General features: G+C 30.5%; 22 protein-coding genes. 21 read left to right on the top strand and 1 reads right to left on the bottom strand.

The window, feature by feature from the left end:
* Nucleotides 1-76: 76 nt before the first annotated feature.
* A complete protein-coding gene (locus ACSYT2_RS07600; protein WP_430856585.1) occupies nt 77-1,060 on the bottom strand; it encodes an alpha/beta hydrolase fold domain-containing protein in 984 nt (327 codons plus the stop codon).
* Between the two features lie 214 nt (nt 1,061-1,274).
* Here ACSYT2_RS07600 and ACSYT2_RS07595 point away from each other — a divergent pair, with 214 nt between their 5' ends.
* The 21 genes from ACSYT2_RS07595 (at nt 1,275) to ACSYT2_RS07495 (ending at nt 24,477) form a co-directional block, all read left to right on the top strand.
* Nucleotides 1,275-1,727, top strand: coding sequence for a MarR family winged helix-turn-helix transcriptional regulator (locus tag ACSYT2_RS07595; protein WP_430856584.1), 453 nt, complete (start codon nt 1,275-1,277; stop codon nt 1,725-1,727).
* A gap of 10 nt (nt 1,728-1,737) precedes the next feature.
* Nucleotides 1,738-2,718: a beta-ketoacyl-ACP synthase III gene (locus tag ACSYT2_RS07590; protein ID WP_430856583.1), complete on the top strand. Its 981-nt coding sequence runs from the start codon at nt 1,738-1,740 to the stop codon at nt 2,716-2,718.
* A gap of 102 nt (nt 2,719-2,820) precedes the next feature.
* Nucleotides 2,821-3,045 (top strand): acyl carrier protein, encoded by a 225-nt coding sequence (gene acpP / locus ACSYT2_RS07585; protein ID WP_430856582.1) that lies wholly within the window; start codon nt 2,821-2,823, stop codon nt 3,043-3,045.
* A gap of 121 nt (nt 3,046-3,166) precedes the next feature.
* Nucleotides 3,167-4,111 carry an enoyl-[acyl-carrier-protein] reductase FabK gene (fabK, locus tag ACSYT2_RS07580; RefSeq protein ID WP_438384389.1) on the top strand — a complete coding sequence of 315 codons (945 nt, stop codon included), beginning with the start codon at nt 3,167-3,169 and terminating at the stop codon, nt 4,109-4,111.
* Nucleotides 4,101-5,045 carry an ACP S-malonyltransferase gene (gene fabD, locus ACSYT2_RS07575; protein WP_430856580.1) on the top strand — a complete coding sequence of 315 codons (945 nt, stop codon included), beginning with the start codon at nt 4,101-4,103 and terminating at the stop codon, nt 5,043-5,045. Before fabK ends, fabD begins: the two co-directional genes overlap by 11 nt.
* A 9-nt stretch (nt 5,046-5,054) precedes the next feature.
* Nucleotides 5,055-5,792 carry a 3-oxoacyl-[acyl-carrier-protein] reductase gene (gene fabG, locus ACSYT2_RS07570; protein WP_430856579.1) on the top strand — a complete coding sequence of 246 codons (738 nt, stop codon included), beginning with the start codon at nt 5,055-5,057 and terminating at the stop codon, nt 5,790-5,792.
* Between the two features lie 13 nt (nt 5,793-5,805).
* Nucleotides 5,806-7,041 (top strand): beta-ketoacyl-ACP synthase II, encoded by a 1,236-nt coding sequence (gene fabF, locus ACSYT2_RS07565; RefSeq protein WP_438384387.1) that lies wholly within the window; start codon nt 5,806-5,808, stop codon nt 7,039-7,041.
* A 17-nt stretch (nt 7,042-7,058) separates the two neighbouring features.
* Nucleotides 7,059-7,556 (top strand): acetyl-CoA carboxylase biotin carboxyl carrier protein, encoded by a 498-nt coding sequence (accB, locus tag ACSYT2_RS07560; protein WP_430856577.1) that lies wholly within the window; start codon nt 7,059-7,061, stop codon nt 7,554-7,556.
* Between the two features lie 2 nt (nt 7,557-7,558).
* Nucleotides 7,559-7,981 carry a 3-hydroxyacyl-ACP dehydratase FabZ gene (gene fabZ / locus ACSYT2_RS07555; protein ID WP_430856576.1) on the top strand — a complete coding sequence of 141 codons (423 nt, stop codon included), beginning with the start codon at nt 7,559-7,561 and terminating at the stop codon, nt 7,979-7,981.
* Nucleotides 7,982-7,993: 12 nt separating this feature from the next.
* Nucleotides 7,994-9,346: an acetyl-CoA carboxylase biotin carboxylase subunit gene (locus ACSYT2_RS07550; RefSeq protein ID WP_438384384.1), complete on the top strand. Its 1,353-nt coding sequence runs from the start codon at nt 7,994-7,996 to the stop codon at nt 9,344-9,346.
* A complete protein-coding gene (gene accD / locus ACSYT2_RS07545; protein ID WP_430856574.1) occupies nt 9,339-10,208 on the top strand; it encodes an acetyl-CoA carboxylase, carboxyltransferase subunit beta in 870 nt (289 codons plus the stop codon). The genes ACSYT2_RS07550 and accD overlap by 8 nt, the downstream gene beginning before the upstream one ends.
* The gene (locus ACSYT2_RS07540) at nt 10,201-11,013 is read left to right on the top strand and encodes an acetyl-CoA carboxylase carboxyltransferase subunit alpha (RefSeq protein WP_430856573.1); all 813 of its coding nucleotides are present in this window, start codon (nt 10,201-10,203) and stop codon (nt 11,011-11,013) included. Before accD ends, ACSYT2_RS07540 begins: the two co-directional genes overlap by 8 nt.
* 198 nt (nt 11,014-11,211) lie before the next feature.
* The gene (locus tag ACSYT2_RS07535; RefSeq protein WP_430856572.1) at nt 11,212-12,147 is read left to right on the top strand and encodes a DUF4003 family protein; all 936 of its coding nucleotides are present in this window, start codon (nt 11,212-11,214) and stop codon (nt 12,145-12,147) included.
* A gap of 30 nt (nt 12,148-12,177) precedes the next feature.
* Nucleotides 12,178-12,594: a HutP family protein gene (locus tag ACSYT2_RS07530; RefSeq protein ID WP_430856571.1), complete on the top strand. Its 417-nt coding sequence runs from the start codon at nt 12,178-12,180 to the stop codon at nt 12,592-12,594.
* Nucleotides 12,595-13,118: 524 nt separating this feature from the next.
* Nucleotides 13,119-14,309, top strand: coding sequence for an acetate/propionate family kinase (locus ACSYT2_RS07525; protein ID WP_438384382.1), 1,191 nt, complete (start codon nt 13,119-13,121; stop codon nt 14,307-14,309).
* A 104-nt stretch (nt 14,310-14,413) separates the two neighbouring features.
* The gene (locus ACSYT2_RS07520; protein ID WP_430856569.1) at nt 14,414-17,362 is read left to right on the top strand and encodes a helicase C-terminal domain-containing protein; all 2,949 of its coding nucleotides are present in this window, start codon (nt 14,414-14,416) and stop codon (nt 17,360-17,362) included.
* Between the two features lie 49 nt (nt 17,363-17,411).
* Nucleotides 17,412-19,769 carry a sensor histidine kinase gene (locus ACSYT2_RS07515; protein ID WP_430856568.1) on the top strand — a complete coding sequence of 786 codons (2,358 nt, stop codon included), beginning with the start codon at nt 17,412-17,414 and terminating at the stop codon, nt 19,767-19,769.
* A 29-nt stretch (nt 19,770-19,798) separates the two neighbouring features.
* Complete coding sequence (locus ACSYT2_RS07510; RefSeq protein ID WP_430856567.1) at nt 19,799-20,299, top strand: gamma carbonic anhydrase family protein; 501 nt, start codon at nt 19,799-19,801, stop codon at nt 20,297-20,299.
* Nucleotides 20,300-20,438: 139 nt separating this feature from the next.
* The gene (locus tag ACSYT2_RS07505; RefSeq protein ID WP_430856566.1) at nt 20,439-21,605 is read left to right on the top strand and encodes an iron-containing alcohol dehydrogenase; all 1,167 of its coding nucleotides are present in this window, start codon (nt 20,439-20,441) and stop codon (nt 21,603-21,605) included.
* A 110-nt stretch (nt 21,606-21,715) separates the two neighbouring features.
* Nucleotides 21,716-22,129, top strand: a complete 414-nt coding sequence (locus tag ACSYT2_RS07500; protein ID WP_430856565.1) for a hypothetical protein — start codon at nt 21,716-21,718, stop codon at nt 22,127-22,129.
* A 218-nt stretch (nt 22,130-22,347) separates the two neighbouring features.
* Complete coding sequence (locus tag ACSYT2_RS07495; RefSeq protein WP_438384378.1) at nt 22,348-24,477, top strand: hypothetical protein; 2,130 nt, start codon at nt 22,348-22,350, stop codon at nt 24,475-24,477.
* The last annotated feature ends 11 nt before the right edge of the window (nt 24,478-24,488 follow it).

Raw genomic sequence — 24,488 nt, 5'->3', positions numbered from 1 at the left:
AGTAATATATTAATATAATTATAACTTTAATGTTTAAAAATAACAATAATATCTAAAATTATGACGAAATTTTAACTTATAGTGGAGAATTATTTACAATAAACTTTAGAACGTTATAAGCAATTTTTTTTGTATCCTTAGTTGTAACATTTGAGAGGTCGTGTCCCATATCTTCAATAGTAACTAAGTCTACTTTATTACCAAGAGATTTACTTTTACTGTATAGGGCTTCAGAATTTTCATAAGGAACCATTTTGTCAGATTTACTATGAATAATTAATGTCTTAGGTAAATTCTCCTTCACATAATTAATAGGACTATATTTTTCAATGATTTCAGCTCTATTACTAATAGTAGATAATGACTGGTTAATTTCATAATCTGCATTTGATGTATTGAGAGTGGATAAATCAGTAGGTCCAAAAAAGTCTAAGATATACTTAACATTACTAGGGTAATTAGCTAGATCCATAGAATCTACAAATTGATTATTATCAGAGTAGGAAGCTAGAAGGGCAAGATGTGCACCAGCAGATACTCCTATAACTCCGATTTCGTTAGTATTAAAATTGTAGGTATCCTTATTCTTATTAATCCATCTAATTGAATCTTTAATATCTGAAGCTTGCTTTTCGAAATTAATAGAGTCTTTCATAAGTTCATAAGATACACTAATTATGCTATAGCCTTCTTCTCTAAAAGCATCTAAGAGTGGTGATAATACTGCGGGTATACTTTTATCACCATATGCCCAACTTCCACCATGAACGTACAAAATTACAGGAGATCCCTTTGAACGTTGCTTTTTAGGTCCATAAACATCTAGTGAAAGAGGGGTGTTATTTGTATTTTTATAAATAATATCCTTATATTCAGATGCATTTATAGTGGTCAAATTTGTTAGATTATCCATTGAATCAAAAGTAGAAATATCATCTTTAACTTGCATATATTTATTTCCAATATTTAAATAAAGAGAAATTCGTCCTTTAAAAATAAAGCCAAAAGCTACAATAATAATTATAATTGTTAGAAATGAGTACTTAAAAATCTTTTTCATATGAATCTCTCCTAAATATATTTTATTACTTTATAAGTGTAGACATATTTAGTATAAATTATAATAAAAAATATTGACAATTTATTTTGATTATAGTATATTTTGATTATCAAAGTATTTGAGGTGGGAAATATTTTGGGGCACCAATTGAAATTTTTATTAGAAGATATTATTATCAAGGGGTAAGGTTTAAGAAAATGGAGGAATTATTTTAATGGAAAGAGGAAAGCAAGTACTTAACGAACTTTTGGTGCAATTATTTAATGATATTTTGCAAATTGAAGAGAATACCTTAAAGAATGGACCGCTTTCAGATTTGTCAGTTACAGAGTTACATACTATTGAAGCAATTGGAATGTATACTGAAAGAACTATGTCAGAAGTAGCCCAAGATCTGAAGATTACAGTAGGTACATTAACAACGGCAATAAATAAGCTCATAAAAAAAGATTATGTTGAGAGGAAAAGAATAGAAGAAGATAGAAGAGTAGTTCTTATTTGTTTGACAAAGAAAGGAAAGCTAGCATTTAGATTACATGAGAAGTTCCATAATGATATGGTAAATGAAACAATAAATGGTCTAAGTGATGAAGAAGAGGTTGTTCTAATTTCATCCTTAGAAAGGTTAAATACTTTCTTTAAGGAGAAATATGACATAAAGAATTAAGGAGAGGATTATGGGAGAAATTAATATTAAGGCTTTTGGGGCATATGCGCCATCACATATTGTAAGAAACAATGATTTGGTGAAAATTGTTGATACTAGTGATGAATGGATTTCTTCAAGAACTGGTATAAATGAAAGAAGAATATCAAAAGGTGAGGATACATCTCAAATTGCTGTTAAAGCTGCTAATAAAGCACTTGATAGAGCAGGAATTAAGGGAAAAGATATAGATTTAATTATAGTTGCTACAATCACACCAGATATGTTTACTCCTTCAGTAGCTTGTTTAGTACAAAAGGAAATAGGTGCTACTAAAGCAATGGCTTTTGATATTAATGCTGCCTGTTCAGGATTTATATATGGATTACAAACAACGTATTCTATGATGAGTTATAACCAAGAATTTAAAAATGCACTTGTAATTGGAGCAGAAACATTATCAAAGATCATTGATTGGGATGATAGGAGTACATGTGTATTATTTGGTGATGGTGGAGGAGCAGTTGTATTATCAAATTCTATAGATAACATAAAGAAGAAGGTTAGTTTCTATTCTAAGTCAGAAGGTGACAAGGGTGAATATCTTACAGCTGGGGCTTTTGATGTTATTAATCCTTATATCAATGAGTCAAATATAAGAAATAAAAAGGTAGAAATGAATGGGAGAGAAGTCTTTAAATTTGCAACAACATCAATAGTAGATGGAGTTTATAAGGTATTAGAACAGAGTAATCTAACTATAAAAGATATAGATTATATAGTCCCACATCAAGCAAATTATAGGATAATAGATTATTCTGCAAAAAAACTAAAAATCAAAACTGAAAAATTTTATACAAATCTTGATAGGTACGGGAATACATCATCAGGATCTATTCCAATAGCTTTAAATGAAATGTATGAAAGAGGTATCTTAAAGGAAGGTAATAAAATCATAATGGTAGGTTTCGGTGGGGGCTTGACATATGGTGCGGTTTTGGTAGAATTATAGTTATATATTTTGTTATATTATAGCAAAAATGTAAATAAAAGATATAGAATGTAATAAATAAAATTAATATTAGAAAAAGATTAAATTTTGGAGGTAATGAAAATGATATTTGAAGAAATTAGAGAAGTTATATGTGAACAATTAGAGGTTTCACCTGAAGAGGTTACACTAGAAACAACATTTGAGGACTTAGGAGCTGATTCTTTAGATTTATTCCAAGTTGTAATTGAAATAGAAGAGAAATATGGAATACAACTTGAGGAAGCTGAAAAGATTAAATGTGTTAAGGATGCAGTAGACTACGTTCAAGAAAAAGTTAATAAATAGTATTTTGGGTATTATTAGTATTTTAAATCGGGGTTCATTACATTAAAGAATACCCGATTTAATTATTTAATTATTTAGCTCATATTTTGTAGAAAAAGTGATGAAATGGGAGGAAAATTTAATGAAGAGTAGTAGGGTTTGTGAATTACTAAATATTCAATATCCCATAATTCAAGGAGGAATGGCCTGGATAGCTGATGCATCATTAGCAGCAGCAGTTAGTGAAGCAGGTGGACTTGGAATAATTACAGGTACTGCACCTATAGAGTGGATTAGAGAAGAAATTAGGAAAGTTAAGAAGCTTACTAACAAGCCTTTTGGAGTTAATGTAATGCTTATGATGCCACAGGCAGATGAGGTAGCAAAGCTAATATGTGAAGAAAAGGTACCAGTAGTAACTACAGGAGCAGGTAGTCCCGGTAAGTACATGGAAATGTGGAAGGAACATGGCGTTAAAGTTATACCTGTTGTAGCTTCAGTTGCACTTGCAAAGAGAATGCAAAATGCAGGAGCAGATGCTATAATCGCTGAAGGCACTGAATCAGGTGGACATATAGGACAATTAACAACAATGACTCTTGTACCACAAGTTGTAGATGCAGTAGATATTCCTGTTTTTGCAGCAGGGGGGATTGGTGATGGGCGAGGAATGGCTGCAAGCTTTATGCTTGGTGCTGAGGGCGTTCAAATAGGAACTAGATTCTTAGTAGCTAATGAATGTACTATACATCCTAACTATAAAAAGAAGGTAATTAAAGCAAAGGATATAGATACAGAGGTAACTGGAAGACCAACAGGTCACCCAATTAGAGTACTGAAAAATAAATTGTCTAGGGAATTTATGAAGCTTGAGAAAGAAGGAGCATCAATTGAAGAATTAGAAGAACTTGGTAGAGGTGGCCTTTCTAAAGCAGTAAAAGATGGAGATATGGATAATGGTTCAATTATGGCTGGGCAGATAGCTGGCTTGATTAATAAAGAACAAAGCTGTAAGGAAATTATTGACGAAATAATGAAAGAAGCAATAGAGAGATTTAAGAGGTTTGGAGGAGAAAATGAACAGTAGTAGGATAGCTTTTCTTTTTGCGGGACAGGGATCTCAATATATAGGTATGGGAAAAAGTTTATACGATAACATTCCTGAATGTAAGGCGATATTTGATAGAGGCGAAGAGATTTTAGAAATGCCAATTAAAGAAATGATTTTCAATGGCTTGGAAGAAGATCTTATGAAGACAGAAAATGCACAACCAACAATATTATTAACTTCATTGGCAGCTTTAAAAGCTTTAGAGGTTAATGGAATAGAGGCAGATTTTACAACTGGTCTTTCATTAGGTGAATATGGTGCGTTAGTTCATGGTGGAGCCTTAACTTTAGAGGAGGCACTTCTTTTAGTTAGGGAAAGAGGAAGAATTATGGGATCAGCTTTACCAAAAGGTTTAGGGAAAATGGCCGCAATAGTAAGGTTAGATGAAGAAAAAATGTCTGAACTATTAAAGCGTGCTAGTGAGTATGGAATATGTGAGGGCGCTAATTTTAATTGTCCAGGTCAAGTTTCAATATCTGGTGAAAACCAGGCTATAGATAAAGCAGTTGAAATTGCGGCAGAGCTTGGGGGAAAAGGTATCCCCTTAAAAGTTAGTGGGCCATTCCATAGCTCTTTATTAAAAGAAGCAAGTGAAGAATTTTATAAAACTTTAAAAGGAGCTAAAATATCAGGTTTCAATAAAATTGTTTATTCCAATGTCAAAGGGCTTCCTTATGAGAAGGAAGATGATGTTAAGTTATTATTAAAAGAGCACATAATGACTTCAGTACAATTTGAGAGAACAATAAAGGATATGCTTGAAAAAGGTGTAGATACTTTTGTTGAAATTGGACCTGGAAAAGCTTTAAGAGGATTTGTTAGAAAAATCAATAAAAAGGTAAAATTGTTAAATATAGAAGATGTTAAATCTTTAAATGCAACTATAGAGGCGATTAGAGATTTAGAATAGGAGGTAACTATGTTACAAGGAAAATCTGCAATAGTAACAGGTGCTGCAAAAGGAATAGGAAAAGCAATAGCAATAAAGCTTGCTTCTCTTGGTGCAAACATAGTTTTAAATTACAGAAGTAGTGAAGAAGAAGCTATTGAAGTAGAAAACATAATTAGAGAATTTGGAGTAGATGTACTTAAATTAAAAGGAGACATCAGTAAGATAGAAGATGTTCAAAATTTAGTTGATAGTGCTAAGGAGAAATTTGGTAAAATTGATATTATGGTAAATAATGCTGGTATAACAAAGGACACTCTTATTCTAAGGATGAAAGAAGAAGATTTTGATTCAGTAATAGATGTTAATTTAAAGGGTGTATTTAATTGTCTAAAGGCTATAACACCAATTATGGTAAAACAAAAAGAAGGTAAGATTGTTAATTTATCATCAGTTGTTGGATTAGTTGGAAATGCTGGTCAAGTAAATTACGCAGCTTCGAAGGCAGGAGTAATTGGTATGACAAAATCCCTTGCAAAAGAGCTAGGTGCAAGAGGTATTACAGTAAATGCTGTAGCACCTGGATTTATAGAAACAGATATGACAGATGTACTTGGAGATAAATTTAAAGAGGAAGCAAAAAAAACTATTCCTCTTAAACGATTAGGAAAACCAGAAGAGGTTGCAGAGGTTGTGGCTTTCCTTGCTAGTAGTGCTAGTTATGTTACAGGTCAGGTCATAAACGTTGATGGCGGAATGGTTATGTAGTGGAGGAGAGTTTATGGATAGAAGAGTTGTAATAACAGGTATGGGAGCAATAACTCCTATAGGTAATAATGTTGAGAGTTTTTGGAGTGGAATTAAAGACGGCAAGAGTGGTATAGATTTTTTAAAGAACTTAAATACAGAGGACTTAGATGTAAAAGTAGGAGCAGAAGTTAAGGAGTTTAATCCAGGGGATTTCTTAGGGAAGAAAGAAAGTAGAAGATTAGATAGATATAGTCAATTTGCATTAGTAGCTGCAGAAGAGGCTATGAAATCATCAGGTTTAGATGTTGAAAAAATTGATACAAAAAGATTTGGAGTATATGTTGGATCTGGAATAGGTGGATTTATGACGATGGAATCAGAAACATCAAAATATGCTACTGGCAAATCTAAAAGAGTCTCACCATTCTTTGTACCTATGACAATAGTAAATTTAGGAGCAGGAAACATAGCAATAAAATATGGAGCTAGGGGGCCATGTACTTCAATAGTTACAGCTTGTGCTACAGGTAATAATAATATTGGTGAAGCTTTTAGATTAATAAAACATGGCTATGCAGATACAATGCTGGCAGGTAGTGCTGAAGCACCAATTAACTATATGGCAGTAGGCGGTTTTTCAAGTATGAAAGCTTTAAATACAAATAATGATATTAAGAGAGCCTCTATTCCTTTTGACAAAGATAGAGATGGATTTGTTATTGGTGAAGGTGGAGCAGTACTTGTATTAGAAACTGCAGAAAATGCAATTGCAAGAGGTGCAAATATACTTGCAGAAATAGTTGGTTATGGTAGCACTTGTGATGCTTATCATATTACATCACCACATCCGAAAGGTGAAGGGGCAGCTGATGCGATGATTCAAGCAATTGAAGAGGCAGGAATAGAAAGGAAAGATGTTTCATATATAAATGCACATGGGACGTCTACTCCATTAAATGATAGGTATGAAACCTATGCTATTAAGAAGGTTTTTGGTGAATATGCATATAAAATACCTGTATCTTCAATTAAATCTATGACAGGCCATTTATTAGGTGGAGCAGGTTCTATTGAAGCAGTTGCATGTATTAAAGCAATTCAAGATAGTTTTATACCAGCAACAATAGGATTAGAAAATCCAGATGAGGAACTTGATTTAGATTATGTTCCAAAAGTAGGTAGAAAACATGAATTAGAATATGTTTTATCAAACTCACTAGGATTTGGGGGACATAATGCTACCTTGCTATTAAAAAAGTGGAAGTAGGATTAGGAGGGATTTATATGGACATTAAGGAAGTTAAGGAGTTAATTGAAATGATTAACTCCTCTAGTTTAGCATATTTCGAGTTAAAGACAGATGATGGTCATTTAAAGATGGATAAATCTTTGAATAGAGATGTATCTATAGTTGGAGAATCAAAGATTGAAGACAATATACAGAGTATAGAAGATAGGAAAGATACAGCTAATAATACTTCAGTAAATGCAGTTGCAGATAATAGTGAGATAATTACTATGGAATTAGAGGATGATGAGGATTTAATAGAAGTCACATCTCCAATGGTTGGAACATTCTATGGATCACCATCTCCAGAAAGTCATTCTTTTGTTAAAGAAGGGGATGTAGTAAATACTGGGGATACCCTTTGTATCATTGAAGCTATGAAGCTTATGAATGAAATAGAAAGTGAAGTAAGTGGAGTAATAAAGAGAATTTTAGTTAAAGAAGGAGATATGGTAGAGTACGGCCAACCCTTATATAAGGTAAAGGTGAATTAATTATGATGAATATAGATGAAATAAAAAAGATATTACCTCATAGATATCCATTCCTATTAGTTGATAGGATAACAGAGATGGTAGAAGGTAAAAGTGTAAAAGGTTATAAAAATGTCACTATAAATGACCAATTCTTTCAAGGGCACTATCCAGACTACCCTGTAATGCCAGGTGTTTTAATACTCGAAGCATTGGCACAGGTTGGAGGAGTTGCTATATTGACTATGGAGCAATTTAAAGGGAAAATGCCTTTGTTTGCAGGAGCTGATAAGGTGCGATGGAGACAACAGGTACGTCCAGGGGATAGGTTAGATTTAAGTTGTGAGATAGTGAAATTAAGAGGCCCTATTGGTATTGGTAAAGCAATAGCAAGTGTAGATGGGAAAAAAGTTTGCGAAGCTGAGATAACATTCGCTATAGGATAGGTGATGATTGCTATGTTTAAAAAAGTACTTATTGCAAATAGAGGAGAGATTGCGGTTAGAATAATTAGAGCTTGTAGAGAAGCAGGAATTTTAACTGTTGCAGTATACTCAGAAATAGATAAAGAGGCACTTCATACTCAATTAGCCGACGAGGCAATTTGTATAGGGCCTGCATCAGCTAAAGATAGTTATTTAAATATTACAAACATATTAAGTGCTTGTGTACTTACAGGAGCTGATGCCATACATCCAGGATTTGGGTTCCTATCTGAAAATGCAAAGTTTGCAAAAATGTGCAAAGAATGCAATATAAAATTCATAGGACCAGATTATACAGCAATAGAGCTAATGGGAAAAAAGGCTCGTGCTAGGGAGGTTATGAAAGAAGCAGGGGTACCTGTAGTACCAGGATATGAAGGAATTATAGATAACGAAGATCATGCATTAGATATAGCTAAAGAAATCGGATTTCCAGTAATGATTAAAGCTTCTGCTGGTGGTGGTGGAAAGGGTATAAGAATTGCCTATAATGAAAAGGAATTTAGGACTGGATATAATACTGCAAAATCTGAATCTAAAGCTTGTTTTGGGGATGATAGACTTTATATAGAAAAATTTGTTCAAAGACCAAGACATATTGAATTTCAAATTTTGGCAGATAATTATGGAAATGTAATTCATTTAATGGAGAGAGAATGCTCCCTTCAAAGAAAGAATCAAAAGGTATTAGAAGAAGCCCCATCAACATTTTTGTCAGATGAATTAAGAAATGAAATGGGAGAGATAGCAAAAAAAGCTGCTATGGCTGTAAATTATCAGAATGCAGGTACTATTGAATTTTTAGTAGATAAGAACTGTAATTATTACTTTATGGAGATGAATACTAGAATTCAGGTAGAACACCCTATAACTGAGATGATTACAGGTGTGGATTTAGTTAAAGAGCAATTAAGAATTGCATCTGGTAAGCCATTAGACTTAACTCAAGAGGATATAAAGATTAATGGTCATGCAATTGAATGTAGAATAAATGCAGAAGATCCAGATAGGGATTTTATGCCTTGTCCAGGGAATATAGAAGAACTTTATGTTCCAGGTGGAAGAGGGGTTAGACTAGATTCAGCAATATACTGTGGGTATAAGATACCACACTGTTACGATTCAATGCTTGCAAAACTAATTACATTTGGAAGTGATAGGACTGAGGCTATTAAAATAATGAAAAGATCCCTTGGCGAATTTGGAGTTGGTGGAGTAAAGACTAATATAGATTTCCAATACTCTTTGTTAGAAATGGATGAGTTTTTAAGGGGAGACTATGATACTTCGTTTTTAGGTGAGAAAATGGTGAAGAATAATGCTTAAGGATTTATTTAAAAAGAATAATAGATATGGAACTTTGAAAAATATTACTATTGAATCAGATGAAAAGCCAAACATTCCATCAGGAATGTGGGTTAAATGTGATCAGTGTGGCAGCATAATTTATAACGAAGATCTTGAAGCTAATTGTTATGTTTGTACAAATTGCAATAATCATTTGAGACTTAAAGCAAGAACTAGAATAAATCTTTTCTTTGATGAAGGGACATTTATTTCTCATGGAGAAGAAATAAAAACATCAAATCCACTATCTTTTGTAGGTTATGAAGATAAGATAGAAAAAAGTAAGAATAGTACTGATAGTAGTGAAGCTGTTATCACTGGTGTTGCTATGATTAATGGAATAAGGGTTGCAGCCGCAGTTATGGATAGTTATTTTATGATGGGGAGTATGGGAACTGTTGTAGGAGAAAGAATTACTTCTATAATTGAGTATGCCACAATTAATAAATTACCCCTTATCATATTTACTACATCTGGTGGGGCTAGAATGCAAGAAGGAATATTTTCACTTATGCAAATGGCTAAGATAAGTGCAGCAATTGGAAAACATGATGAAGCAGGATTATTATATATTACCGTTATTACAAATCCAACAACTGGAGGAGTTACAGCAAGTTTTGCAATGGAAGGGGATATTATTATAAGTGAGCCAAAGGCATTAGTTGGTTTTGCAGGTAGAAGGGTTATAGAGAATACTATTAAGGAGACTCTACCTGATGATTTCCAAAAAGCTGAATTCTTACTAGAGAGAGGTTTTATTGATGCTATAATTGATAGGAGAAATTTAAGGAAAGATATATATAAAATTCTTGCTATGCACGAGGTGAGAAACTATGAGTAGGGATAGGATAAAAACTATGTCCCCATGGGATAAAGTTATTACAGTTAGGGATAAAGATAGGCCTACTGGTTCCTTTTATATAGAAAATATATTTACAGATTTTATGGAACTTCACGGAGATAGGGCTTATGGAGATGATAATGCAATTATAGGAGGTATTGGTAGGTTAGATGATATACCCGTTACTATAATTGCAATTACTAAAGGGGCAAATACAAAGGAAAATATTGAAAGAAACTTTGGTATGCCTAAACCAGAAGGCTACAGAAAGTCTTTAAGGCTAATGAAAGAAGCAGAAAAGTTTAAAAGGCCAGTGATTTGCTTTATAGATACTCCTGGTGCTTTTTGTGGGGTTGATGCAGAAGAAAGAGGGCAAGGAGAGGCCATTGCAAGAAACTTATTAGAAATGAGTAGACTAAAAACTCCAATAATATCAGTTCTAATGGGTGAGGGTAGTAGTGGAGGTGCTATAGCACTTGCTTTAGCAGATAGAATATTAATGCTTGAACATTCTATTTATTCAATTCTTTCCCCAGAAGGTTTTGCTTCAATTCTTTGGAAGGATGGTAGTAAGGCAAAAGAAGCAGCAGAAGTAATGAAGATAACAGCACAGGATTTAAGGGAATATAAAGTTATTGATAGAGTAATTAAAGAACCTCATGGAGGAGCTCATAAAAATCCCTTAAGGATGGCAACTATTTTAAAAAGAGAACTTATAGAAGAATTAAAGAGTATTAAAGATAGAGAAATTGGAGAACTTCTTAATTCTAGATATGAAAAATTTAGAAATATGGGTAGGTACTAGGATACCTTTATGGATAAAGTATCTATTTATTTAGATTCAAAATAATGAAATTTATTTTGGGTCTTTTTTCATTGTGACGAATTAATTTAAAAATGAATAATTAATTAAATATTAGAATAGATAATATGAAAATGTTAAAATTATTATTTTTATGGTATTATAATAGTGTAACTAAATTTATAAAAAAGGATGATGGTATTGGATATTGAGCTGAGGAGTAAGGCAGACTTACTTTCTGAGAATTATAACGAAATAAGAAAATCATTAAGGTGGGATGGAGAACTTTTAAATCATTTTGAAGCACTTATATACGGTAGAACTGATAAAGAATTTAGCCTTGAAAAAATACAGGAAATAAGAAGATACATTAAGAAAGAAAAGAAATCGGAGTACCCATTTAAAGGGAATTTTCATAAGATTTTTTCTATTATGTTAAGTGATTCTGAAAATTATAAGGAAGTTTTTGAAAACACTCGTAGAATATATGAGAACTTAATTTCGAGAGGATTTAATGAGAATGAAAAAACAGCATTTTCTGCATTAATATTATCACAAAGATTTAATGATACTGAATTAGATAAAAGAGTAGACAGGCTTATTGCTATAAAAAATGAATTAGGGAAGACTGATTACTTAAGCTATGCTAATTTAGCTGCCACTAATAAAGATATTAAAGTGATTAACAATGAAATTACAATTGTTAAGGAAAAATTAAAAGAGGCAGGCCTGAATGTGGGAATTGAAGCTGAAGGATTTGCAACAGCTCTAATAATTGAAAATAGGGACATTACAGAAAAAATTGAGAAGGCTTTAAATATTTCATGTAATATAAAAACAGAATTATTTGCATTACCTTCAAAGGCATTTCCATTATTAGGATTAGCCACATTGTTAGTTGAGGATTCTGAAGCTTTTTCAAAAGAATTAAAAGAAGTCTATACTATATTAAAAGGTAAAAAAGGATATAAGTACTTTATGGATAATGAACTTAGACTTATTATTTCATTAGGAGTACTTTTAAATAAATATACAGAAGAAATTAAGGCAGATTTAATTGATGTAAACTTAACAGATGAGATAAATGTACTATTGGCATTGGAAGAATATACAGTATTTTCATTAGCATCATTTTAGCTAGTGATAAATATAGATAGGAGAAAAGAAATGAGTAATCAAAATAGTAGTGAAGTAGCAAAAATAGCAACAAGAATGGCAATTACAACTAGAGAAGAAGAAGAAGTACTTAAAGCTGATTATATGAAAAAAGGCGCTAGAGTTACAGCTGTAAATATAGGTGGCAATATAAATGACTCTATACATAAGATACTAGAAAGAGCTTTAGTGGCAGCTAAGAGAAATAATCTTATTAGAGAAGAGCATTTACATGAAGGAGCTGTAATAGGTGCTACTAGGGATGCCTTAATGCAAGTAAGCAATAGAGCAAATGGGCAAAATGTAGGTGGAAAGATAGGTATAGCAAGAAAAGGTGAACATATTTCAGTTTGCATATTTTTAAGTATAGGACTATTACACTTAGACGAAGTTGTTATAGGAATTGGTCATAGATCTTTACCGGAATAGAAATCTATAAAGGTTAAAATAATATTTCAATGAATAAGTAAGATAATTGACAATGTAAATTATCTTACTTATTTTTAATTACAAATATTTCCAGGGAAATTTAATGTTAAAACTTAAATAAATAAGGTTATTAAATTGATATCACACTTAATTAGATTATTATTTTTTAGGATGAAATCATTTAGAAGAGGATAATATTTAAATGTACAAATGAAAAGAACTAACTAAATATGGAATCTAAGTAAATAAAATTTAGTGTTAAAAAGATAACGAGTATATATCTATAAAAACTGTTGACTAGAATGGGATGAACAATTAATATATAGAAGTATATTAATTGTCTACAAATACAAGTAATGGCTAGATGGAAACGTTTTGGTATACTATGAATTTATTTTTTAATATCTGTCAAGAATATTAATGTTTACTACTTTATTTATAATCATTTACACTATAGATAATTATATAAACATTAGATAAAAAAGATAGACCTATAGTTATATTTGAAAGTGGAGGAATTTAACATGAAGATATTAGTAATCAACTGTGGAAGTTCATCTTTAAAGTACCAACTTATTGATATGAACACAGAAGAATCATTAGCACAAGGTTTAGTTGAAAGAATAGGAATTGAAGGTTCTGTTTTAACACAGAAAGTTGAAGGAAAAGAAAAATATATAATAGAATCACCAATGAATAGTCATAAAGAGGCTATAGCTTTAGTATTAAAGGCACTAGTTGATAATAATAATGGTGTAATTTCATCAATGGAGGAAATATCAGCAGTTGGACATAGAGTTGTTCATGGTGGAGAAAAGTATTCTAAATCAGTGCTAGTTACTGAGGAAGTAAAGAAGTCAATTGAAGAATGCTATAAATTAGCTCCCCTTCATAATCCAGCAAACATGATTGGCATTGAGGCATGTGAAGAACTAATGCCAAATACACCAATGGTTGTTGTTTTTGATACAGCATTTCATCAAACAATGCCAAAGGAATCATTTATTTATGCACTTCCATACGAACTATATGAAAAAAATGGAATAAGAAAATATGGATTCCATGGGACATCACATATGTATGTTTCAAACAAAGTTGCTGAGGTAATGGGTAAAGATATTAAAGACTTAAATATAATAACTTGTCATTTAGGAAATGGGGCTTCACTTTGTGCTGTAAAGGGGGGAGTATCAGTTGATACAACAATGGGATTTACACCACTTGAAGGTATTGTTATGGGAACTAGATGTGGAAGCATAGATACTGCAATAGCGTTATATCTAATAAATGAATTAAATTACTCACCTGACGAAGTAAATGATTTATTAAATAAGAAATCAGGAGTTCTTGGAATATCAGGAATAAGTTCAGATTTTAGAGATATTGAAGCAGCCGCTGCAGAAGGTAATGAAAGAGCTCAGCTTGCTTTAGATATATACCATTATAAAATTAGAACTCAAATAGGTGCATATGCAGCTGCCATGGGTGGAGTTGATGTAATAGTATTTACGGCTGGTGTTGGAGAGAATGGACCAGAAACTAGAGAGGCATGTTTAGAAGGATTAGAGTTCTTAGGAGTTAAGATAGACAAAGAAAAGAACAATGTACGAGGGAAAGTCAGAGAAATATCAACTGATGATTCTAAGGTAAAGGCATACGTAATTCCTACAAACGAAGAATTAGTAATTGCAAGGGATACAAAGAATTTAATATAGATATATTATTAGGGTATTCAAAATAAATTATATTTATTTTGAATACCCTTTATTTATGATATAATATTAAACTAGCGTTAGTTGAGTAAAGAGGAGTATCCACAATGGATTTACGAGAAAAAAGTATACTAGATAATGTTATATATTTAGATATAGAAACTACAGGATTGGATGAATATACTTCGGAAATTATTGAAATAGGTGGGGTAAAGATAAAGGATTCTGTTATAAGTGCATATACAACTTTAATAAGACCTAGGGGAACAGTGCCTCAAAATATATATGAGTTATGCTCAGGATTGAAGCCTAACGAACTAAGGGTAGCAAGAAGGCTTGGGGAGGTAAAGTCCGAAATTCTAGAATTTTTAGAAGACCTTCCACTAATATGTCATAATGGTGGCTTTGAAAGAAGATTTTTAATACAGCATATTCCAGAGTTGAAGAACGAAATATATGATTCAATGGAGCTTGCTGCTATTCTTGAACCTTGGAGAAAAGAATACAATTTGGACTCATTGTTAAAAGAAGTAACAGATATAGAAAAAAATGAATCTCATAGGGCTCTAGAAGATTCAATAGACACTATGAGGGTGGTTAATGCCTTACTAAGTAGACAATGGTATAGGGAGGATATTGATAGGAATAAAAAAAAGAATTCTTTATTTAAAATATTAGTGCAAGATTATGGTTTAAAGAAAAAGTGGCATTGGACCAGGTATATAGAAAGGCCAGTTTTTTTTCTTGATTCAGATTATCCATATGTAAATTATCAAGATAGCAAAAAAGAAGAGGTTACATTAGAAAAAATAAAGATAAACTATAATGAATTTGAAGACCTTTTAAAAAGAGAAGAGATATGGAATAATGGGGGAGACTTTGGTTATGAATATAGAGAATCTCAAAGAAAATTCTCACAAAGAATTCGTGAAACTATTGAAGGTAATGAAAAGATTTTTATAGAAGCACCAACAGGTAGCGGGAAAACTTTTGCCTATGTTTTGATAGCAGCATTAGAGGCATATAAGAATAAAAAAAGAAACAAGGCTGAGGATGCATCTTTTATAATATCAACAGATACAAAAGAGCTGCAAAATCAATTAATTGATAGAGATATACCTAATGTACTAAAAAAGCTAGGCTTGGAAGATAAACTAAATTATGGAGCAATTAAAGGGAAAAGTAATTATATATGCACAGAAAGACTTATTAAAGTACAGCACTTTAGAGAGGATTTAGAAGGGATATTAGCTGAGATATTCTTTAAAAGACTTTGTAAAGATGGTGAATATGGTGATTCAGAAAATATAAGTTATTGGGCATATAATCACTTTAATCTTAAGAAATATTTAAAAGATGTTTTATGCGATAATGAAGAATGTAATCTTGATAAGTGCTACAGACCCTGTTATCTAAAGAAAAGATATGTAGAAATACCCTCAGAGAATATTACTGTGGTAAACCATTCATTATTAGCAAGTTGGCCTTATGGTGAAAAAAAGAAAATAACTCATTTAATAATTGATGAGGCACATAATCTTATGGATAAGTGTTATGATTTTTTCTCAGAAGAGTTTAAATCTGATGAATATAGTGATTTTCTTAAGTTAGTATGGGAGAAGGAGCCTACAATTTATAGACATTTGACAAATCTAAATTCCTCTCATGGCTATAGGGAAACAATTGAATTAGATAAACTTAAATATTGGGTATCAGAAATTGAAAATATCATGGCTATATTGATAAATAAATGTTTAGAACTTAAACTTTCAGGAGGAGAATATAATTTTAGAACAGAATTCTTTTTAGTTGAAGCACATCTTGAAGATAGGATAAGAAGCTTAGAACCATTTATTTCAAAAATTAAAGAGAATATCTACGGATTATATAGTCTTATAAACAAGTATATTAACAATATTACTCTAGAGGGTGAAGAAGGTAAGGATGATAATGAATATATAGCCCTATGCAATTATATTATGAAACTTAAAACATCTTTTGATACAATAGATAGATTCTTAGAGAATCCAGAAGGGAAAAAGGAGTTTGCAAAGGTATTTCAAATAGCAAATGACTATAGTTATTTCATACTTACAAATATACCATTAAATATAGATAAGTTAGTAAATGAAAACATATTAAAAGATGTAAAAAGTACTACCTTCCTTTCAGCAACAATGAGAATTAGCAATTCATTTGGAAGAATAAAGAATCAATTAGGTCAAAGAGAAGCTAAGGAATTAATAGTTCCACCAACATTTAAGCTTAAGGAAAGAAGTAAAATATTCACATTAAAGGATATAGGTAGTTATAATAGTGGTGGATTTATAAGGAATACTGCACAATTTATTTATGAAATGTCAGAGAAATTAAATGGGCATATTCTCGCATTATTTACAAACAACTTAAGGAGAAAAGCCGTAGAGGAAGAGTTAAGAGAGTTAGTTAAAGGATCGAGGATAGAGATACATACAAGTAAAAAATCAATTAAATATCTAAATGATAAAAACAGACAAATAATAATTTTAGGTAGTAGAGGATTCTTCGAAGGAATAGATGTTCCAGGTGATGGATTAACTTGTGTTATGTTAGATAAATTACCTAATAAGAGTGTAGAAGAACCCTTACTAAAAGCTATTACTGTATATCAAAATAAACAATATAGGGATGTTAATTATCCACAAGTATGCATTACAGTAAAGCAAGTATATGGAAGATTAATTCGAAGCGTAATGGACTACGGTTATTTCTGTATATTAGATCCTGGGCAAAATAATAACACATTAGCTCTTTTAGAAAGGGATCTTGGCGGGCCAAGATTCAAAGCTTGTAATACTAATGAAGTTTTAGAGTCCGTAGATAGGGATTTTTATAATTGGAAAGTGTATAATCTGAAGTGCTTTATTAGGAATATAAGAACAGGAGGAAAAGATATAAAGACAGAGTTTGATCTTGAAGCAAGAAAAAGAAAGTCCTTTTGGGAACTTGAAAAAGGATTAGAAAATGAGTTAAAATATAAAAATATAAATTTAATGGTAAAAGGACCTAATAAATAAATTGATTAGGTTCTTTTTCCTTGTTTAAATAAAAAAAAGTGGTGATTAAATGTTTTTAAATAGTACAAATGATAAATTCACTAGAAGCAAAAGAAAAATGATTCTTTTTACACTCATAGGGAATATAATTTTTAATATTATATTATTAAGCGGGCTATTTATAAGTCCTTTAAGAGATATTTACAATGGACAAGTAATAGATATATTTAAAATTTCTAATGGAACCCTCTCAATAATAGCTATAGGTTGTTCTTTTATGTATTACTTAACCTATAATGAAGAGGATATATTTATAATTTCTCAAATATATATAATTATTGGTATAGAGTATTTTTTTGGTACCTTTATTTTTAAAAATGTAGATTTTGGAACTAGTATTGGTCTTGGTCTTATATTTTTATATAGAACATTTCTAATAACTCTGATAGTATATCAAAATGAAATTATAATAAGGATTATAAATAATAATAAAATACTAACAACTTTCACCACAGTAATATTATCAATATTATTAATAATAGTTGAGAAGGGTATTTATGGTGTGGGTAGATATGATTTAGATTTAAAGGTAATTACTTTTTTTAGTATACTTTTAATAACATACTACTTTTATTTTATTATAATTCTTGCGAAGAAAAGCATAGTAACGAATCAATTTATATATACTATTTTTGTTGCAAGTATTAATATATTTATTATTAGAAAGATATATCAGCTATTTTTCAGCTTGTACAATAAAGATACACTACTAATATCCATGTTTCTATATTTCTTTGGATTATTAGCACTTGTGGTTGGATTATTCATAGAGATGTTTATTAAAGTAAAGGAAAGTGAAAACCTAAAGACAGACCTAAAGACATTTTATGATGCCACTGAAAATAATAAGAGTAGTAACGTTTTAATATATGATGAAAATTATAAGATTATTTATGCAAATAAGCTTTATAGAGACTATGAATGTGGAGAAGATTTATCTATAGAAGAACAATATGAATTGCTAGAAAGTACCTCTTACTTCAATAGATACATAGAAGATGCAGAAGCTATAAAAAAAAATATAGATGAAAGGGGTAATTATTCGGGGACTTTCTTTATGAATATAGGAAAAGTATATAGATCTGACATGCAAAAAGTACTAATAAATGATTCAAATAGGATAGTAGCTACCTATACTAATATTACAGAAGAATTTCTAGTAAATGAAAGATTAAAAGTAAGTGAAAGTAAACTTAAGAGTATTACAGAAAATATCTTAGATTTAATTGCGTCAATTGATAAGGAAGGTACTATAACATATTTAAATAGGTCAGCTTTATTGACTCTAGGTTATGAAGAAATCGATATAATTGGGAAAAGTTATATTGAATTATTAGTAGATAAAAATAAGGAAGTGGCTAATTTCCTAGAAAAGAATATTGAAGAAAGTGCACTAATAGCTCATGGACTATTAACTAAGGATGGAGAGGTACTTGAAGTAGAGTCAGTTGTAAGACGTTTATATAAAAAGAACGGGTTTATTGATGGATATATTGTTGTAGCAAGGAATCTTAAAATGAAAAAGGAGCTTGATGAATTAAGAGATAGGTATAATCAAATAAAAGAATATGATCATATAAGAGGTGAATTTTTTGCTAATTTATCTCACGAGGTAAGAACTCCAATTAATATAATATATTCATGTCTTCAACTTTTAAATAATCAAAAGAATAACGGGGCAGAAGAATTAGCGGCATATTACGAAAAGTATGAGAAGACTATAAAGCAAAATTGTTTCAGGATATTAAGGATGGTTAATAATCTTATAGATATATCCAAAATTGATTCGGGATTTGAAAATATGAAGTTTAATAATTATGATATAATAAATTTAGTTGAAGATATTACAATGTCAGTTATTCCATATGTGGAAGGGCAGAATATATCAATTATGTTTGATACTGATACAGAGGAGTGTAATATAAAATGCGATCCTGATAAGATTGAGAGAGTAATGTTAAACCTTATATCTAATGCAGTAAAATTTACAGATTCAGGTGGTAGTATATTGGTAGATATAAAGGTAGATGATATATGGATTAATATACGTATAAAAGATAGTGGACATGGGATACCAGTATATTTAAGAGAAATAATATTTGAAAGATTTGTACAAACTGATAAATCCTTTAATAGACAAAGAGAGGGTAGTGGTATAGGACTAGCTTTAGTTAAATCTATTGTCTCATTACATAATGGAGAAGTATACCTGGAAGATAGCAGTGATGAGGGAAGTGTATTTATAGTTAAACTACCTAATATAGTAGCAGCAGATAATGAAGCTGGAATTCCAGAGAATAGGGAAACTGGAAAAAGTTCAATAAGCGATAAAGTGGGAATTGAATTTTCAGATATATATAATATTTAGTACTAAAATAAAATGAAAAGAGGAAATAAATGATTAAAGAAATAAAAAATATGAAACCATTAATTGACGAAAGTTGCTTCATAGCAGAGAATGCTGTAGTTGTTGGGGATGTAGCTATTGGGAAAAATTCATCAGTTTGGTATGGAACATGTATACGAAGTGATATGGATAGTACAACTATAGGAGATAATACAAATATTCAGGAAAATAGTACAGTACATAATGATTTTGGAATTTCAACTAAGATTGGAAGTAATGTTACAATAGGACATAACTGCATTATCCATGGATGTGAAATAGAAGATAATGTATTAATAGGTATGGGATCAATTATATTAAATGGAGCAATAGTTGGAAAGAATACTATAGTTGGTGCAGGGAGTTTAGTAACACAAAATAAAGTAATTCCATCAGGAGTCCTTTGTATGGGAAGTCCTGCAAAGGTTATAAGGGATTTAACAGAGGAAGAGTTGAGTGGAATAGAAAAATCAGCAATCCATTATATAGAAATTGCTGAGATCCATAAGTAGAAAAAGGAGGGATAGTCCTCCATTTTTTATACCATATTATAAATGTCTGTATTAAAAATATCTTATTATAAGGAATAAATTAAGAAAACTTATATAAGATAAGAGTGATGTAAATTATATAAATATGGGAGGTAATTATATGTCAAGATTTACTTTACCTAGGGACATTTATTTTGGTAAGGATTCCTTAGAGGTTTTAAAAACTATAAAAGGGAATAAAGTAACAATAGTAGTTGGTGGAGGTTCAATGAGGAAGTTTGGTTTCCTAGATAAAATCCAAAGTTATTTGGAGGAGGCAGGGTTAAAAATTGATCTAATAGAAGGGGTTGAGCCAGATCCATCAGTAGAAACTGTAATGAATGGAGCAGAAAGGATGAGATCATATAAGCCTGACTGGATAGTTGCAGTGGGAGGAGGCTCACCAATCGATGCAGCAAAGGCTATGTGGATATTTTATGAGTATCCTGATTTTACTTTTGATGAGGCTGTAATTCCATTTGCATTACCAGAACTAAGACAGAAGGCGAAATTTATTGCAATTCCTTCAACAAGTGGTACAGCGACAGAAGTTACAGCATTCTCAGTGATAACTGATTATAAAGCTAAAATTAAGTATCCATTAGCAGATTTTAATCTTACCCCTGACATTGCTATTGTAGATCCAGAATTAGCACAAACAATGCCAAAAGAATTAACAGCACATACTGGAATGGATGCATTAACTCATGGAATAGAAGCATATACAGCATCATTACAATCTAACTTTTCAGATCCATTAGCCTTAAAATCCATCCAGATGGTTAAGGATAATTTGTTAAAGTCTTACAACGGTGATACTGAGGCCAGAGATCAAATGCACGAAGCACAATGCTTAGCAGGAATGGCATTTAGTAATGCTTTACTTGGAATTGTTCATTCAATGGCTCATAAAACAGGAGCTGTATTCCATATACCTCATGGTTGTGCTAATGCAATATTTTTGCCCTATGTTATTCAATATAATAGAAAAGTATGTGAAGATAGATATGCAGAAATAGCTAGGTATATTGGACTTATAGGTAATACAGATAGTGAACTTACTGATTCATTAATTAAACTTATTAATGACTTAAATAAAGAGTTAAGTGTTCCAAGTTCCATGAAAGAATATGGAATAAAGGAAGAGGATTTCAGGAGTAATCTTAAATTTATTTCTCATAATGCAGTATTAGATGCATGTACTGGATCAAATCCAAGGGAAATTGATGATGAAATAATGGGAAAATTATTTACATGCACTTATTTTGGTGAGGTAGTAGATTTTTAGAAAAGTAATTATGCCTACATTTAAGTAAATATGAAAAATTACTATTTAAGTTGGAAATAATTAAGGTTATTTGTTATAATTATTCATATTATAATTAAGGAGATGGCATAATGTACGTAGCATTTGGAAATAGAGTTGTAGATAGTAAAGATTTTATAAAGATAGTTGAGGATAATAGTAACTTTAAAGTATTAAAGGATATGACAAAGGGAAGTAAGAGAGAAGATATAGTTGCTTTAAACATAAGTATTTCTGCAAATATACTAAAGGAAATTTTAGAGGATGACTATGAAGTTAGTGAATTATCAGAGGATGAATTATTTGATGAATTATTAGGACTAGCAGAAGAATTAGGAACAGATTTAGAAGAATTCATGCCGGAGGATTCAATATTAAATATAGAAAGTTATAAATGGGATGAAAGCGATAATGATATAAGATGTATCTTAATTCTAGTTCATGATGACTTTAGTCAAGGAAAGCTTAAGGATCTTTCAAAAAGGTTGAAAACACAAGTTGAATAAGTGGATGTATCTTACCAAAAGTTAAGAAGACTAGTATCTTAAGATACTAGTCTTCTTATGGTTTTATAAGTATTTAGTAATGAATATTTAAATGAATTAAAATATAGTAAATTTGAATTAGTGTACTTTTCCATAGATTTTTATTTTTTCTATATGTTACAAAAAATACATAAATAGTGGTATTATAGTATTTAGAAAAAATAATAGGGGGAAAAATAGTGAAGAAAATTATTTCATACTGCTGTGCTTTTTTTATAGGAATCAATATATTTCCTAGTTCTATAAATGTACAAGCATACATAAAAAATGAAAATACTCAAATGGTAATGGAGGTAGAGAGATATACGGAAAGGGATGGTACATATAACGTTGAACTTAATAACTATGATAGTTATGAAATCATAAATAATACAGGAAACAATCTTACAATACGAAATAGTGGCACTATTTCAAATGGTGAAAGTTATAACTGTCTAATTTACAACACATTAGGAAATATAAAAACAACAAGGATTAATTCTACTTCTTATATTACACTGCAATCTGGAGAAAGACTGAGAATTAACTCTGAATCTGAAAAGATAACATTGTATGTACCTAATTCATTGAAAGAAACATCAAAAGTTATTGCAAAAACGGAGGTATTCACAAAATTAAAGGTACAATATGGTGAAAACTATGAGTTTAAGAATAATACATCAACTAGTATAAATATTTTAACAACATCTAATAAAGTATTCGATATAGTATATTATGATATATACAATAAGGTAAAGAGTTTTTATAAAAATAGAGAAGGTAATATAATAAGTAATTCAGGAGAATCATTTAGAATCAGTCAATCATACGATGAAGTATTAATATTATATATTCCACAAGAACATAAAGATTTAGTAAAAAAAGTAGAAAATCCAGCAATTCATTCTTTATTTATTAATAGTGGAGAAAACTATGAAGTAATAAGTAATAATGAAGAAACACTGCGAATAAAACTAAATAACCCATCCAATATAAGCACATTTGATATGGCCCGATATGATGATTTAGGAAAAATAGAAGCTATTTTTAGTGATCAAACAAGTGATATTGCAATAAAGCCAAGTTGGAGAGGTAGAATAAGTGTATCTAAGGGTGATAAATTAGAGTTATATATGCCAAGTGAGTTTAAAAATTGTTATAGAAAATCTGAGATTCCTGCCTTAAAAGAAGTGATTATAAGAAATGGCGAAACATATGAAGTAACAGGTAATAATAATGAAGCAATACCAACTAATAACAATTCTAAAAGTAAATCAATATTGTATGATTTAATTAAATATAATGATGAAGGTTTTCCTTATTATTTAGCTAAAGATGACTATGGAGATATTAAAATAGATAAAAACAATAAAATAAAAGTTACTACAACTTTTGGTAATGAAATGACTTTACATATTCCTTATGAATATAGAGATTCAATTAAACCTGTTAAGGATCCAGCTCTACATAGCTTTATTCTTAGTAAGGGAGATAATTATCAATTTACTGGAGATAAAATTATTGATATACCTATAAAAACATCTGCAGATACAAAAAAAATAGAATATGATATTATTAAATTTGATGATAGTGGGAAGATAATAGATATCATTAGTGATTTTAATGGATGGATGTCACTAAAAGCAAATCACACTAATAGAATAAGTCTCTCAACAGGAGATAGTATGGTTGTATATATGCCATATGAATTTAAGAATTCGTATAAGAAGGTTGATAATCCAGCATTACAAGAAGTATTAATAAAAAAAGGTGAGACATATGAATTTACAGCTCAGAAAGAGATTAAAACAATCAATAATTCATCTTATAGTGGTATAAGATATGATATAGTATCTTACACATCTTCAGGAAATCTAAGTAAGGTACTAAAAGATGAGTATGGTAATATTAATATTCAGGAAGGGCATAGAGCTAAGTTTACTACAAGTGCAGGAGTGGAAATGATAATCCATATTCCATACGAGTATAAAGATTTATACAAAAAAATTGAGACACCAGCTCTTTACGAAGTTAATATAGGAACTAATGAATATTACGAGATCAATAATAATAGGAATAGTAGTTTAATAACAGTTAACACATCAAGTTACTTAAACGGTGTTAGATATGATTATACAAGATACGATGGATCTGGGAATATGAGTAAAGCTATGGTTGGGGAATATGGAAATATTACTTTAGCAGCACAAGAAAGATTAAAAATAGGAACATCAAATAATGTACCTTTAAAATTATATGTACCATATGAAAATAAGGAATTAATAAAAAAAATCGATAAATCAATTTTTAAAGAATATAAATTAGAGTAGAATAAAACATA

It is taken from the genome of Clostridium zhoujianii, from assembly GCF_051590805.1.
Classification (GTDB): domain Bacteria; phylum Bacillota; class Clostridia; order Clostridiales; family Clostridiaceae; genus Clostridium.
Note: the sequence above shows the minus strand (reverse complement) of the source record. Positions and strands in the feature narration are given on the sequence as shown.